The organism is Pedobacter sp. AC163 (assembly GCF_979258665.1).
The window spans coordinates 5,149,831-5,163,081 of sequence record NZ_OZ409872.1; the positions used below are offsets into that span (position 1 = coordinate 5,149,831).

Below are 13,251 nucleotides of genomic sequence, written 5' to 3' on the forward strand. Positions count from 1 at the left end.
CATAACTAAAAACTCATGGATTTGATCGATCTTCAACAAATTAATATAGATAAGACATAGATCTCAAATTGAGTAGTAGAAAAGCTTGATAGCCAAATAAAATGATCAACCAAAACAATGAGAAAAAATAAAACCATCAAGCTGATTTTGTTCCTGGTGCTTTTTGCGTTGGCGTTTACCCATGCCCAGGAAAGTGAAACGGTTCTTGCTCAAATAAATTTGGCTAATCAGTATTGGCAAACCAATAACAAACCGCAGGTAAGAGCATTTTGGGACCACGCGGCCTACCACACGGGCAACATGGAAATTTATCAACTCACCAAAAATGAAACTTACAGGAAGTATTCGGAAGATTGGGCTAACCATAACAATTGGATGGGTGCCAAGTCAACTGATAAGTCTCAATGGAAATATACATACGGTGAAAAGGATGAGTATGTGCTTTTTGGTGACTGGCAAATCTGTTTTCAAACCTATATCGATTTATACAATATTCAACCTGATGAACACAAAATAGCCCGGACGAAAGAGGTAATGGGCTATCAAATAAACACTGATAAAAATGATTATTGGTGGTGGGCCGATGGATTGTATATGGTGATGCCGGTAATGACCAAACTTTATAAGCTTACGGGAGATAAAAAATACCTGGAAAAACTCCATGAATATCTCACTTATTCAAACGGTATCATGTACGATAAGCAGGCGAAGCTTTACTATCGTGATGCCAAATATGTATATCCAAAACATAAATCGAGCAATGGCGGAAAGGATTTCTGGGCCCGAGGGGATGGATGGGTTTTCGCTGGATTAGCGAAGGTGCTTAAAGACTTACCTAAAAATGATTCTCACCGGAAAGAATATCTTAACATTTATAAAGGTATGGCCACCGCTATTCTTAATTCGCAACAAAAGGAGGGCTATTGGACTAGAAGCATGCTTGATCCACAACATGCACCAGGACCAGAAACCAGTGGAACCGCATTTTTTACTTACGGCCTATTGTGGGGCATTAATAACGGCATATTAAAAGAAAAACAATTTCTACCATCCGCTAAATTAGGATGGAATTATCTCTCTCAAACTGCGCTTCAAAAGGATGGAAGGGTTGGTTTTGTACAGCCAATAGGAGAAAAAGCCATCCCGGGGCAAATTGTTGATGCAAACTCTACAGCAAATTTTGGAGTTGGCGCATTTTTACTTGCTGGCTGTGAATATTATCGTTTTCTAACCAAACACAAATAAATTTTCCATGACTATAAAAAGTAAATACCTGATTTTGCTCGTTCTGAGCATGATGACTTCCATCACTTTTGCGCAAAAGAAAACCAAAATTAAACAAACCTCAATGCTTACCGACCGTCAGTTTTGGTTGGCCCAGATGGATAAGATGGTTCGGCCTGTAATTTATAATCTGGCCAAAGACAGTTTACGCATAGCCATGCCGCAGGTAACCTCCATCCATGTCGATAACAAGGCAAATCGGATTAAAGTTCAATATGTTGAAGTTTTAGGTCGCGTATTAAGTGGAATTGCACCCTGGTTACAGCTAGAAGGGGGGAGCAAGCAAGAAGTTGAACTCAGAAATCACTATCGGGAATGGGCCTTGCAAGGTGTGAAAAATGCTTTGGACTCTAGTGCAAAAGATTTTATGACCTTTGATATTAGCGGACAACAACTTGTAGATGCTTCATATTTGGCCATTGCATTTACCAGGGCGCCATGGCTTTGGGAAAATTTAGATAAAAAGAATCAGACATTATTGGTTAAATCAATCGCGACGACGCGAAGGTTTAAACCAGTTTTTTCTAACTGGCTCCTTTTTTCTGCGATGAATGAAGCTTTTATGGCCAGGTTCGGCTTTGATTGGGATCCGATGCGTGTTGATTATGCACTACAGCAGATGGAACAATGGTACACTGGCGACGGCATGTACACGGACGGAACAAGTTTCGCTTTTGATTATTACAACAGTTATGTCATTCATCCTTATCTGGCAGAGATTGCCGATATCATTGGTAAAAAGACCAACGCTTACAATGCGATGTTCGAGAAAATTCGCAAGCGAAATGAGCGTTATGCCATTATACAGGAGCGTTTAATTAATGCAGATGGAAGTTATCCTGCTACGGGTCGATCTATTATTTATCGTGGTGCAGCTTTTCATCATCTGGCCGATGTTGCGCTAAGAAAGGCTTTGCCGAAACAGCTTAGTCCTGCGCAAGTTAGAGGTGCATTAACTGCGGTTATCAAGAAAACTCTAGAAAGCCCAACGACCTACAAAGCAGGCTGGTTAACTATCGGATTGTATGGAGCACAGCCTTCGTTGGGCGATTTCTATAACAATCAAGGTAGCCCTTACATCGCTACTAACATATTTCTTCCATTAGGATTATCAGAAAACGATCCCTTTTGGGCAAGTCCTGCAGAAAAATGGTCGGCACAAAAGATTTGGGGTGGAGAAGACTTTCAGAATGATCATAGTGCGAGTTTGAAGTAATATATATACAGTAACATGGATTTAAATTTCACTTTTCCTGCTTGCTTGAAGACCTTAATGAACAAACAATTGTTTATATGTGTTTTAATGCTGTCTCTATTGGCGAGTTTTGCTGGTGCACACGCACAAGAAATCAGCACGATTGCTTCCAATGGTTGGGCAAATAACTCTATCAATGCAGTGATTTTTAGGAAAAATTCGCTGGTAACCTTTAACGGAAATCAATATGCCGCTTATTACGATGACGAACAATTTTTGGTTCTAGCTAAAAGAAAATCCGGAGGTCAAAACTGGACTATCGAAAAAACTCAATACAAGGGCGATGCTACAGATGCTCATAAATCCATTAGTATAATGGTTGATGGTGCGGGTTTTTTACATGTAGCCTGGGATCAGCATAACAATGCCTTAAATTATGCAAAGGGTATTTCGTCAGGTTCGATCAAGCTTGGAGAGAAGCAAAGCATGGTTTCGAAAAAAAAAGAAGGAAAGGTGAGTTATCCTGAGTTTTACAATTTGCGTAATGGCGATCTTCTCTTTTTTTACAGAGATGGCGGTTCTGGGAATGGGAATTTGATGATTAACCGATATAGTGTTACGGATAAAACCTGGAAGCGTATTCAGGATGGAATGATAGATGGCGAGAGCAAGCGAAATGCATATTGGCAAGTAGCCATCGATCAGGCTGGAACCATACATTTATCCTGGGTATGGCGTGAAAGCCCGGACGTGGCCAGTAACCACGACCTTTGTTATGCAAAATCGAAAGATGGAGGAGTAACCTGGGAGAAATCGACAGGTGAGTTGTATACCTTACCGATAAAGGCAACTAATGCCGAATATGCGGTTAAAATTCCTCAGAAGAGTGAATTAATTAATCAAACGTCAATGTTTGCTGATGATGCCGGCAGAGTTTTTATTGCCAGTTACTGGCGCAATGCAGCAGATAAAGTTCCTCAATATCACATCGTATTTAACGATGGAAAACGCTGGGCAGTGAACGACCTAGACTTCAGAAAAACAGCTTTCAGTTTGAGTGGAGGTGGAACAAAAAAGATTCCGATTTCACGTCCGCAAATTATCACCTGGAAAAATGGCAAACATCACGCTGCTGGCCTCCTTTTTCGAGACCTGGAAAGAGGTAATAAAGTTTCGATGGCGGTAAATAATGATATCATGAGCCGAAACTGGAAAATTAATGACTTAAGCACCGAGTCGGTTGGAGATTGGGAGCCCAGTTACGATACTGAGCTCTGGAAAAGTAAAAAAGTGCTCAACCTGTTTTTGCAAAACGTGGTACAGGTTGATGGAGAAGGTAAAACAAAAGCGGCGCCAACTGCTATACAAGTTTTGCAGTGGAAACCTGATAGATAACTAACTATAATTAGCCTGCGTCTTATTTCTCATATCATTATTGATTATAGCTTTTCGAATAATTAAAAACCTGATGCAGGTAGCATCAGGTCAATCTCAACCAGAAAGTGTCATCCGTCCAAATTAAGGTTGGTTAAAATAGCATAATTAATTATGCGCTAAATACTGAAAATACTATTGCTACGCTGCGCTAAATACCTAGCCTAACTAATCGATAAAGTAATTTTATCTAGAGATTTGCCGCGATGATTTGTAAATAGGCAATTGTGCTTTTAATGCTGTTTTAGAGCAGTTTATAGGGTAGGAAAAACCACAATTATTAGGTGTTTGGCACGGTTTTGGGTTTAAGTATATAAACAAATTAATTATGGAAAGAATCTTAAATGCTGAAAAGGTTTTGTTTAATCAATTACACCTTTTATCAACTAGTTTTCCAAACATAAACTTAGAATTGAACAGCGATGCGATTAATGGGTTAATATCAGCAATGAACATCCATACTTTGCAATACCTAAATCCTGTAAAAGATTTACTAAAGCAATTATCGAAGTTGAAGCATATTGATTTGCCAATAGATGAAATAAATCATTTGCAGGATACAATTGCGACGTTTTTTAATAAGCTATAATAGCTAGAACCAATTAGGCACAATCGCTCATTTCGAAATTTCAATATCCAGGCGCCCTTTGAAGGGCGTTTTTCAGTTAACACAAAAGCCTTCAATATTATTGAAGGCTTTCTAACGTAAACTAACCAAAGTATATGTTTGTCATAGGTAATGACGTGTTAGTAACCATTAATTTATCTTTTTGTTTGAGAATTTCTCATTTCCCGATAAAAAATTTTTAGAAGTCGAGGTTTGATGCTCTTTTTCAGCATTTTGATTTACAATCAAGCAAGCTGTCGACTGACTTTATATGTATTCCAATCTATTTTTTCTTGTAAAAATATGCTTTTGGTAGTTATTTCATCTCAGACCTTCATTTACCATTAGCCAACAATTTTTTTTCTGACAAAACCGGGCGACCTTTTCTAATGTTGTTATCATGACCAAAAAAAAGGAGCATGATGAACAGCGCAGAAGGATGGTTTGCGGATTCCACACAACGTCAAGAGTTGCTTCATACGGAGGTTAATAAGATTTTAAAATTAACTCCTGTTACGAAGAAAAATCCGTCTTTGGCCAGGGAAAACGCCCTAACCCAGACAAAGTGTCTAAACAAAGAGACCAGCAGCAAGATGATCAGCGGTAAGTTTAAACCATTGATCACTTTGGCAACAGTAAATGGTCTTCGAGGGCTACTTTAAAGGCGTGGGCGGCGAGACTGCCCATGTTTTTTATTAACTGCAAATTGATTTTCTAACCAAATGCGTATGAAGAATAATACTACCTCGGCCCCGGTTCCTAATGGCAAGCTGATGGTCATCGGCGGTGCAGAGCAAAAAGAAAGTAATAATCGACCGGAATCACACAAGGATCTTTTACTCCACTTTTTAGAGTTGTGTGGAAAATCCAAACACATTGAAATTATTACTACGGCTGGTACAGAAGAAATAGATGAAACATATAAGCAATACGATGACTGTTTTCGGAAACTAGGTGCAAAATCAACCGGCCACATTCATCACGATTTGAGAGAGCAGGTTAGTGATGACCTTTTGGGGCGAATAAACCTTGCAAACGGGTTCTTTTTTACCGGTGGAGATCAGTTAAAATTGACCTCTATTTACGGAGGAACTAAAATGATGAGTCAGCTTAAGCAACGCTATATCGACGATAAAATCATTATTGGGGGAACTAGTGCAGGCGCCATGGCCATGTCGACGCCAATGATTTTTGCAGGAAGTGGCGAGACTGAAATGGTAGCGGGGGAGGTGAAAATTACAACTGGTTTCGAATTTTTGAAAGATGTTTGCATTGATACTCATTTTGTACATCGAGGTCGTTTTGTTAGAATGGCTCAGGTTATTGCAACTAACCCGGCCTGCATTGGGATAGGGATAGAAGAAAACACCGCAATCATCATCAACGAAGGATTGAAAGCACAGGTAATGGGCTGTGGGGTGGTCATTACTATCGATGGCGAAAGGAGCAGGGGTAGTAATATTACCAGGTTTGACGAAAACAGAAAAATAACCATTCGCGATCTGAGGGTTTCCATCCTTTCCGATGGCGAAATATTTGAGCTACCGGTAAGAAATCCTCCGCATTTGTAAATAGTCTGAGCATGTTCAAACTCGGTGACTAAGGTTCATTCGCTTTTTAATAAAATCTAAACTCAACATTTACACATCAAAAATTTTAATAGAGATGTTCAGAAAAAAAACAAATCATAAAAAATCCGGAAATAAAAAGAGTGATACAGTGGCGGTTTTGACAGCGAGAAGTTCAAGCGTGTCTTTTCCCGTTTTTGATCTTAAACAATTACTCACCTTAAGCCAAAACTCGAATTACGATGGCCAATAAACGCAGGTCTTTTTTGTACAAGAACGGGCTTAGTATCGTTTTTATATCGCTATTTTTAATTACACTGGTTGCACAAGCATTAACCGGCTGGAAACAGCATAACCAGGAACTGATGGAGTTGAAGCAAGATCAGCTTGCGTTTTCAGTTTATTTACAAAGCGGACACTTTATTTCGGCCACTTTTGAAAATTTCGAAAGCGAGTTTTTGCAGATGGCATTATATGTGCTACTTACGATTTTTCTTCGGCAAAAAGGGTCAGCCGAATCCAAAAGCCTGGAAGACAAGGAGGAAGTTGACCGCGAGCCAGTTAACAGGCCAGATGCTCCATGGCCTGTAAAAAAGGGCGGATGGGTGCTAATGTTGTATAGAAATTCTCTTTCCATCGCCTTTGGGATTTTGTTTCTGTTCAGTTGGGCAATGCATCTTTATGGAAGTTGGGAAAACAACAACATTGAACAGCTTGCGAAGAACCTTCCTCAACAAAGTGTTTTCCAGTACCTCACAGAACCTGAGTTTTGGTTCGAAACTTTTCAAAATTGGCAGAGTGAGTTTTTATCTGTTTTTTCAATCGTATTTCTTACCATTTATCTGCGGCAAAAGGGTTCGCCCGAATCTAAGCCTGTAGATGCACCTCACATAGAAACTGGAAAATAAGTTTTTTCTAAATGTGGTGATGGCCTCATATAAGCGAGAGTAGCGTTGATTTGTCTTCAAGCCAGCACATCTGTGTGGTTATAGAATCTGGTTTAGCATTAAGTTTAAGGTATTTCCATTCATCCATTGATCCTCATGCAATGCCTTAAATCCCGTATCAAAAAAGGTATTTATGCGGTAAACCAAGTCATTCTCATGCTTGTTTTTAGTACAGGCAGTTCCAATGATCCATTTGCAGGGAGATGTCCATTTCATTTAGCTGCCAGACAATAAAGCAGTTCAGTGGAAACAGTTTGCGATGCAGAATGCAGTTATGGGACTGTAAAGAAAAGGCTAAATGATTTGAAACAAGATAATACAATCACTATGAAAACAACAAAGACCAACACCCGCCGGGATTTCCTGGCAACATCGATCAAAACAGCAATGGTGCTGGGTGCCGGTGCATCTATTCTAGGCAATGCTTTAAATCCAATTGCAGCCTTGGCTCAAAGTGCCGATTTGACCTTACAAGCGAAGATTGCGGTATTGGGTACAGCATCGCTTCAAACCAGTCAGCTTGCGTTAACCAAAGCATCTAATCCCGATGTGAAGCTCTTCGCTAAATTCGAGGCTGCCGAACAAGAGGTGATGGGCAAGATTTTGAAGGACTTGGGAACGCCAACACCTGCACCAAGTGAAGAGGGAAAGGCGATGCTCTCCAAACTACAAACATTAAGCGGGGCTGCTTTTGATAAAGCATTTATGCAAGGACAGGTAGACACCCATAAAAAACTGAAGGATGCCGTAAGTGCACTGATGAATGCCAGCAGCAATAAACACATCAAAAATGTAACGGCGCTTGCTTTGGCAACTATTCAGGAACATACCGAAAGAGGGCAGATGCTTTTGGGTAAGCTATAGGGGGATTTTGCTCAGTCTTTGCCCGGTGCCATTAGCTACTTCACAATTAAGGTCTCTATCAATAAAAAATTAAATGAAAAAGCAGATGAATGATGAAAACGAACAGACTCCGGAGCAAGAGAAGGAGCTGGCAGAGGAACCTGATTATCGTGGTATAGCCGGATCAGGTAGTTTAAATTCAACAAAAAAGAAAGTCCATTTGGATGATATTGAACATGAGCCTAACCAAGATCAAGAGAACCCGCTAACCCGTGGAATTTAGCATTAAGACAAAAATTAGCTCGGCATTTTAGTTAAGGTATGCAATAGGTTCCAGTAAATCGACGATCACTTTAGCCGTGTTAAACCATAATGAACTCTCGTTTCAATCAACGAAAGCGAGAGTTCATTCAAAAGACTTTATCTTATTAGTTTTCTAACCAAACCATTTGGGTATAGGCGCCATTGGCAGCAATATCCCAGGCTTCAACCCTTATCCATTTTCTGCCCGATAAGTTTATTGGCCAGCTAAATTGTTGTTTTCCAAATGCTCGTGTATAAGATAAATCAATTCTTTCCCGATAAATTTCCTTTCCGTCGCCAGAGACAATATCCACGTGATTTAAAGGAAAAGTCCAATCAAGATTCATATTCACTTTTACATTTCCACCCTTGTTTAGGCTTAACGTTTCTCCAGATTTTTTTCCATTTACATTGAAAGCTGGAATCAATACTTCACCAGTTGACACGAAGAATTTCCCCTTACGAATAGCATCCAATACGCTTTGCCATCCTTGCTCGTAATTTGGCAGTTTATCCATTTCCAAATAATTCACATTTAGGTGGGCATACATTTCATTTTGATGCGTGATGGTAAATATATCCGCCTCGGAAATTACATGCTTTTTCAATCCCCAATTGGCCATGTCATCCATTAATTTAAGTACCCGTTGACTGAGCGTTGGAATCGAAAGGTCTGCTGGAATAGCTTTCCAGGCAGCTCCAAGAAACGTTTCTGATTTGAAGAAGTCTTCGTCTTTGTAGGCGTCGGGATATCCGGTAGAGGCTTTAGTTCTGGCGTGAGCGGTCCAGGCTAAACCTTTTTCCAATTCCAAGAGTTTCAACATTTCTGCTTTATCCCCGATGTGATACACTTTTCCTAGTTTAGGATCATTCATCACAAATTGCTCATTTCCCTTTCGCGACATCACCCAATACACTGGCTTAGGAAAAAAAGCAAGCCAATGGCCTCCGTAAAAGTTATTTGCCTCTTCACCCGGAAGCAGTAAAAACTTATTATCTGATAATCTTTTGGTTTGCTCAAATAATGCTGTTAACTCTTTCAATCGATCATTATCTGGTCCTTTTGGATGCCCCGGTCCATGAAATTCTGCCAATTTCACAATATCTAACCCATGTTTTTTAAGTACATCAACAAATTCGGGTTTTTCCGGAATAGGTTTTCCCGCAAGTACCACATCAGATATAAATTCATTATGGAAATGTGTAGCCATTGTTTTATATCCGGAAACTGGTTTGTAAGCATCATCGTGGGTAAATTTTTTCACCTCTGCCAACGCAGATGCTGCATTTCCTAAATCAAGTAAGCAAAAGAAATTTAATCGCTGCTGGGTTTTCGGTGGCGCATTAAACCATGGTACATATCTGTTATCACCGTAAGGATCCTGGCGGATACCCATCCCAAAACCTGGAATCAAATTATGAAAGTTATTTCCGTACCAGGTAAACTTCAAATTAAAGGCTTCATCCAATGGATAAAAATACTGATGTGGCGCTGGGAATAACGCCAGGCTACCTGTAGTATTCTCCCCGATAATTGTGCGGTACTTTACTTCCAGATTCCGACTACTATCTGCCGCTTGTGGCGTAGCTTGTTGCAGCTCATCCTGAACGTTTGCCCAAGCCATCTTTTTCCAAATCGCCTTTTTATTCACCAATCCGGCATCGTATAAAATTGCTGTAGAATCTATGTCGGTCGCCATTACCGCGGCAACATTAAAAAGCGGACTTCCATTATACAGCGTAATTTCAACAGTACCTTTAAAACGATCAGCACTTGCGCCATCTATGGTAATGATAGTCCTTTGCCCTTTCGTGCTTACCTTAGCGTGCTGCTTGTCTATCGTAACCGGGTAAGATTGAAATGGTTTCTTTGGTACCCGATCAAAAAAAACATCCCATCCTCCGCTTGATGGACTTAAAGAACGTTTTCCGATGGTAAGTACAAATGCAGGATCCAGATCAGCTCCGATTTCCTTAAAAGATTTATTATTTCCCAACTGAACGCTCTTTAGCATCGGGCGGTCTTTCTCTAAGTCGATAAGCATTTTGCCAGTGAAATTGTTTCCGGCAGGCCATGTTAAAGTAATTACTTTTTGGTTAACAGTAACTTCAGAGCCATTTTTTTTAAATGCAGAAAGATCTACGGATTTGGTTTGTGCACAAACTTTAAGAGAAAAAATTAGTGCACAAATAAGGAAAGGTTTTCTCATAATAAACTAAAATAGATAAAATATAAAACAGATAAGATTACCTCGTGTAATAATCTTATTATACAGTTTTAATACTTCCTAAATCGTTTTTATGAGTGATTTTTGGCCGAGATAAATTTGTCCATTCAGGGACGATATTTAAGTCTGCGAAATCAGCTTACTCTTCTTTTTCGTTTCCTTGCTCATAACGCTCATCTCCTTTTTTATCTTCATGTACAATAAGAGAATCTGGAGCTGCGGCCGCATTATTTGAGCCAGTTCCTGAAGTTTTTGGAGTGCTCAGGATGTCATTGTCGCTCTGATCTAGTTGATCATTAACATCTGTATTACCTAATGCTTTTTGGCTCAATTGCTCTTGATCTGATCTTTCATTTTTAAGATCGACATTGTTTTTATTATCGTTTTCCATATTGATAAGAACAGTTGGGAAAAGTTAAAGTTTCAGAAAACCTTCAATCATTATAATAGATTTTGGCTATCAAATTATAGAATTAAATGATTGGGATTATCAGTGTTAATCCGTTACTTTTATAATACTATCAAAACAAAGGTAGTTAGACTGTAAAACCTTAATGTATTATTATAATGGAGAATGACTCAAACGACATCAGTAAGTGCCCTTTTCATAATGGCAGCATGAAGCAAAATGTAGGTGGCGGCGGAACCAGAAATCGCGACTGGTGGCCAAATCAACTGAAAATTAATATTCTACGTCAGAATTCTTCTTTGTCTGACCCACTAGGTAAAAATTTTAATTATGCTGAAGAATTTAACAGCCTCGATTTAGAAGCGGTTAAACGTGATCTTCATGAGCTGATGACCGATTCGCAAGAATGGTGGCCAGCAGATTTCGGTCATTATGGTGGTTTATTCATCCGGATGGCTTGGCATAGTGCAGGTACTTATCGCGTTGGCGATGGCAGGGGAGGCGCAGGTGCAGGGCTACAACGTTTTGCGCCACTAAACAGCTGGCCAGATAATGTAAGTTTGGATAAAGCCAGAAGATTGCTATGGCCTATTAAGCAAAAATATGGTCAAAAAATCTCTTGGGCCGATTTAATGATTCTTGCTGGTAACATGGCGCTAGAATCAATGGGTTTTAAAACTTTTGGCTTTGCTGGTGGACGAGAAGATGTTTGGGAAGCCGACGAATCTGTTTATTGGGGTTCGGAAAAAACCTGGCTTGGAGGCGATGTTCGTTATGCGCATGGATCTGAGGGCGTTAAGGATGAAGGCGTTTTGGTTAGTGATGATAATGCGGATGGAGATGTGCATACCAGAAACCTGGAAAAACCTCTTGCTGCAGTTCAAATGGGCTTAATTTATGTTAACCCTGAAGGACCCGATGGCAACCCTGATCCAATTTTAGCGGCGAAAGATATTCGCGATACATTTGGAAGAATGGCTATGAATGATGAAGAAACGGTTGCTCTAATTGCAGGCGGACACACGTTCGGCAAAACCCATGGGGCTGCATCATCAGATCATGTAGGTAAAGAGCCAGAAGCTTCTGATATCGAGAGCCAGGGATTTGGCTGGCATAATAGTTATGGTTCAGGCGCTGGTAAAGATACCATAACAAGCGGTTTAGAAGTAACCTGGACCACCACTCCAACGCAATGGAGTAACAATTTTTTCGAAAATCTATTTGGGTTTGAATGGGAATTGACTAAAAGTCCTGCAGGTGCACACCAATGGATCGCAAAAAATGCAGATGATATTATTCCTGATGCCTTTGATGCGACGAAAAAGCACAAACCTACCATGTTAACTACAGACCTTTCTTTGCGTTTCGATCCTGCTTATGAAAAGATCTCCAGAAACTTTCTGGAAAATCCTGATCAGTTTGCGGATGCTTTTGCAAGAGCCTGGTTTAAATTAACGCATCGCGATATGGGTCCGGTTGCAAGATATCTTGGTCCTGATGTTCCAACTGAGGAATTACTTTGGCAAGACCCAATTCCAGCAGTTAACCATGCCCTGGTAACTGAATCCGATGTAGAATTATTGAAATCGAAAGTATTGCAATCTGGCTTAAGCGTTTCCGAATTGGTTTCTACAGCCTGGGCTTCAGCCTCAACTTTTAGAGGATCTGACAAACGGGGCGGCGCCAATGGTGCACGTATTCGTTTGGCGCCACAGAAAGATTGGAAAGTGAATAACCCGGCGCAACTGCAAAAAGTATTGTCTGTTTTAGAGAATATTCAAAGAGATTTCAATGCTTCACAGGTTGACGGTAAAATAATCTCTATCGCCGATTTAATTGTTTTAGCTGGTTCGGCTGCTGTTGAAAAAGCGATCAGCGATGCTGGCTTTACCAATAAAGTACCTTTTACTGCAGGGCGGATGGATGCTTCTCAGGAACAAACTGATATAGAATCGTTTGGATACCTGGAGCCACAAGCAGATGGTTTCCGTAATTATAGCAAAACGCGTTTCACCGTTTCTACAGAAGAGTTATTAATTGATAAGGCGCAATTACTTACGTTAACAGCGCCAGAGTTAACCGTGTTGTTAGGCGGTTTAAGATCACTGGATATTAATTTCGATGGATCTAAAAACGGTGTTTTAACGTTAAAACCTGGTCAGCTAAGTAACGATTTCTTTGTGAATTTGTTGGATATGAATACCGCATGGAAAGCAGTTTCTGATGATAAGGAAGTTTATTTGGGTAGCGATAGAAAAACTGGCCAGCCAAAATGGACGGCTACACGTGCCGATCTTGTTTTTGGTTCAAACTCAGAGTTAAGGGCAATTGCCGAAGTTTACGCTGGTTCGGATGCTAAAGAACGGTTCGTTGCTGATTTTGTGGCAGCCTGGACTAAAGTAATGAATCTAGATCGTTTTGATTTGGTTTAAA

The 13,251-nt window shown here is 40.0% G+C and carries 13 protein-coding genes; 10 read left to right on the top strand and 3 right to left on the bottom strand.

Annotation, left to right across the window (positions count from 1 at the left end; all coding sequences use genetic code 11):
* The first annotated feature begins 117 nt into the window (after positions 1 to 117).
* From ACZZZK_RS22355 to ACZZZK_RS22385, 7 genes are all read left to right on the top strand, one after another.
* Positions 118 to 1,245 (top strand): glycoside hydrolase family 88/105 protein, encoded by a 1,128-nt coding sequence (locus ACZZZK_RS22355; RefSeq protein ID WP_463486071.1) that lies wholly within the window; start codon positions 118 to 120, stop codon positions 1,243 to 1,245.
* Positions 1,246 to 1,252: 7 nt separating this feature from the next.
* Positions 1,253 to 2,500: a DUF2264 domain-containing protein gene (locus ACZZZK_RS22360; protein WP_463486072.1), complete on the top strand. Its 1,248-nt coding sequence runs from the start codon at positions 1,253 to 1,255 to the stop codon at positions 2,498 to 2,500.
* 15 nt (positions 2,501 to 2,515) lie between these two features.
* Positions 2,516 to 3,874, top strand: a complete 1,359-nt coding sequence (locus tag ACZZZK_RS22365; RefSeq protein ID WP_463486073.1) for a BNR repeat-containing protein — start codon at positions 2,516 to 2,518, stop codon at positions 3,872 to 3,874.
* A 367-nt stretch (positions 3,875 to 4,241) separates the two neighbouring features.
* Complete coding sequence (locus ACZZZK_RS22370; protein ID WP_265800997.1) at positions 4,242 to 4,502, top strand: hypothetical protein; 261 nt, start codon at positions 4,242 to 4,244, stop codon at positions 4,500 to 4,502.
* Positions 4,503 to 4,939: 437 nt separating this feature from the next.
* Positions 4,940 to 5,182: a hypothetical protein gene (locus ACZZZK_RS22375; RefSeq protein WP_463486074.1), complete on the top strand. Its 243-nt coding sequence runs from the start codon at positions 4,940 to 4,942 to the stop codon at positions 5,180 to 5,182.
* Between the two features lie 66 nt (positions 5,183 to 5,248).
* A complete protein-coding gene (locus ACZZZK_RS22380) occupies positions 5,249 to 6,091 on the top strand; it encodes a cyanophycinase (protein WP_463486075.1) in 843 nt (280 codons plus the stop codon).
* 239 nt (positions 6,092 to 6,330) lie between these two features.
* Entirely contained in the window at positions 6,331 to 6,996 is a 666-nt protein-coding gene (locus ACZZZK_RS22385; protein WP_463486076.1) for a DUF6766 family protein, read from the top strand.
* 78 nt (positions 6,997 to 7,074) lie between these two features.
* Here ACZZZK_RS22385 and ACZZZK_RS22390 read toward each other — a convergent pair whose 3' ends face one another.
* A complete protein-coding gene (locus ACZZZK_RS22390) occupies positions 7,075 to 7,251 on the bottom strand; it encodes a hypothetical protein (RefSeq protein ID WP_463486077.1) in 177 nt (58 codons plus the stop codon).
* A gap of 111 nt (positions 7,252 to 7,362) precedes the next feature.
* On the opposite strand from ACZZZK_RS22390, the gene ACZZZK_RS22395 reads away from it, so the two are divergent.
* Together ACZZZK_RS22395 and ACZZZK_RS22400 are read left to right on the top strand one after the other, a co-directional pair.
* Positions 7,363 to 7,899 carry a DUF4142 domain-containing protein gene (locus tag ACZZZK_RS22395; RefSeq protein WP_463486078.1) on the top strand — a complete coding sequence of 179 codons (537 nt, stop codon included), beginning with the start codon at positions 7,363 to 7,365 and terminating at the stop codon, positions 7,897 to 7,899.
* Positions 7,900 to 7,972: 73 nt separating this feature from the next.
* A complete protein-coding gene (locus ACZZZK_RS22400) occupies positions 7,973 to 8,161 on the top strand; it encodes a hypothetical protein (RefSeq protein ID WP_463486079.1) in 189 nt (62 codons plus the stop codon).
* 145 nt (positions 8,162 to 8,306) lie between these two features.
* On the opposite strand, the gene ACZZZK_RS22405 is transcribed toward ACZZZK_RS22400, so the two are convergent.
* A complete protein-coding gene (locus ACZZZK_RS22405) occupies positions 8,307 to 10,391 on the bottom strand; it encodes a CehA/McbA family metallohydrolase domain-containing protein (RefSeq protein ID WP_463486080.1) in 2,085 nt (694 codons plus the stop codon).
* Positions 10,392 to 10,548: 157 nt separating this feature from the next.
* Positions 10,549 to 10,800, bottom strand: coding sequence for a hypothetical protein (locus ACZZZK_RS22410; protein ID WP_463486081.1), 252 nt, complete (start codon positions 10,798 to 10,800; stop codon positions 10,549 to 10,551).
* 176 nt (positions 10,801 to 10,976) lie between these two features.
* Between ACZZZK_RS22410 and katG the strand changes: the two genes are divergently transcribed.
* The gene (gene katG / locus ACZZZK_RS22415) at positions 10,977 to 13,250 is read left to right on the top strand and encodes a catalase/peroxidase HPI (RefSeq protein WP_463486082.1); all 2,274 of its coding nucleotides are present in this window, start codon (positions 10,977 to 10,979) and stop codon (positions 13,248 to 13,250) included.
* The last annotated feature ends 1 nt before the right edge of the window (position 13,251 follow it).

What these genes read in the sequence shown, in the direction of transcription:
- ACZZZK_RS22390 (WP_463486077.1), bottom strand. Translation starts at nt 7,251, where the DNA reads ATGAAATGGACATCTCCCTGCAAATGGATCATTGGAACTGCCTGTACT.
- ACZZZK_RS22370 (WP_265800997.1), top strand. Translation starts at nt 4,242, where the DNA reads ATGGAAAGAATCTTAAATGCTGAAAAGGTTTTGTTTAATCAATTACAC.
- ACZZZK_RS22380 (WP_463486075.1), top strand. Translation starts at nt 5,249, where the DNA reads ATGAAGAATAATACTACCTCGGCCCCGGTTCCTAATGGCAAGCTGATG.
- ACZZZK_RS22410 (WP_463486081.1), bottom strand. Translation starts at nt 10,800, where the DNA reads ATGGAAAACGATAATAAAAACAATGTCGATCTTAAAAATGAAAGATCA.
- katG (WP_463486082.1), top strand. Translation starts at nt 10,977, where the DNA reads ATGGAGAATGACTCAAACGACATCAGTAAGTGCCCTTTTCATAATGGC.
- ACZZZK_RS22375 (WP_463486074.1), top strand. Translation starts at nt 4,940, where the DNA reads ATGATGAACAGCGCAGAAGGATGGTTTGCGGATTCCACACAACGTCAA.
- ACZZZK_RS22365 (WP_463486073.1), top strand. Translation starts at nt 2,516, where the DNA reads ATGGATTTAAATTTCACTTTTCCTGCTTGCTTGAAGACCTTAATGAAC.
- ACZZZK_RS22395 (WP_463486078.1), top strand. Translation starts at nt 7,363, where the DNA reads ATGAAAACAACAAAGACCAACACCCGCCGGGATTTCCTGGCAACATCG.
- ACZZZK_RS22400 (WP_463486079.1), top strand. Translation starts at nt 7,973, where the DNA reads ATGAAAAAGCAGATGAATGATGAAAACGAACAGACTCCGGAGCAAGAG.
- ACZZZK_RS22405 (WP_463486080.1), bottom strand. Translation starts at nt 10,391, where the DNA reads ATGAGAAAACCTTTCCTTATTTGTGCACTAATTTTTTCTCTTAAAGTT.
- ACZZZK_RS22355 (WP_463486071.1), top strand. Translation starts at nt 118, where the DNA reads ATGAGAAAAAATAAAACCATCAAGCTGATTTTGTTCCTGGTGCTTTTT.
- ACZZZK_RS22385 (WP_463486076.1), top strand. Translation starts at nt 6,331, where the DNA reads ATGGCCAATAAACGCAGGTCTTTTTTGTACAAGAACGGGCTTAGTATC.
- ACZZZK_RS22360 (WP_463486072.1), top strand. Translation starts at nt 1,253, where the DNA reads ATGACTATAAAAAGTAAATACCTGATTTTGCTCGTTCTGAGCATGATG.